Annotated in this window: 1 protein-coding gene; it reads left to right on the top strand. The window is 55.0% G+C overall.

Translation table 11 applies throughout. From position 1 onward, the window contains the following. Positions 1-243 precede the first annotated feature (243 nt). A partial coding sequence (locus A9976_RS18780) for a TetR/AcrR family transcriptional regulator (protein ID WP_259649247.1) occupies positions 244-620 on the top strand: 377 nt, incomplete at its 3' end.

Raw genomic sequence — 620 nt, forward strand, 5'->3', positions numbered from 1 at the left:
TCATTGCCACTTCCCTTCATATATCTGCGTAGTTTGGAGTCGCTGAAGGGGCACGGCCGATACCCCGCGAACTCCTCGTCACCTAAGCCACTGCCCCGAGCAGTGGCCTAGGTACTGACATTCCATTTGTGATTTAACTAGCCATCGCTACAATATTCGCAGGCTTAACCCCGGTCAAGCATTAATTTAGGGATCGATATAAAAATGTGTGCTACGACTCGCGGACGAGGTCGACCCCGCCTGTTGGAGCGAGATGCTGCGCTTGAAGTGGCGGCGAAGCTCTTCTGGCAGTATGGCTATGAGGGGACTTCGATTGCCGACTTGACGAAGGCTATGGGGGTCACGCCGCCATCGCTATATGCGGCGTTTGGCTCGAAGGAAGAACTGTATAGACAGGCGGTCGACTTTCAGGTCGATCGTCAAAGCAAGGCTCGTTCAGAAGCGCTGCGAAAGGAGCCATCGGCCTATCGCGCCGTCTCATTCTATCTCCACGATTTTGCGTATCGCTGTTCCGATCCAGACACGCCTCGTGGTTGCATGATTTCGACTGCAGTCCTGCAACATGCAAAAGAGAACGAGCCTGCCGCTCGCATCGTCGCAGCGCGACGCGAGACCGCTAT

The sequence above is a fragment of the Delftia sp. UME58 genome, from assembly GCF_014170385.1.
Classification (GTDB): Bacteria; Pseudomonadota; Gammaproteobacteria; order Burkholderiales; family Burkholderiaceae_C; genus Comamonas; species Comamonas acidovorans.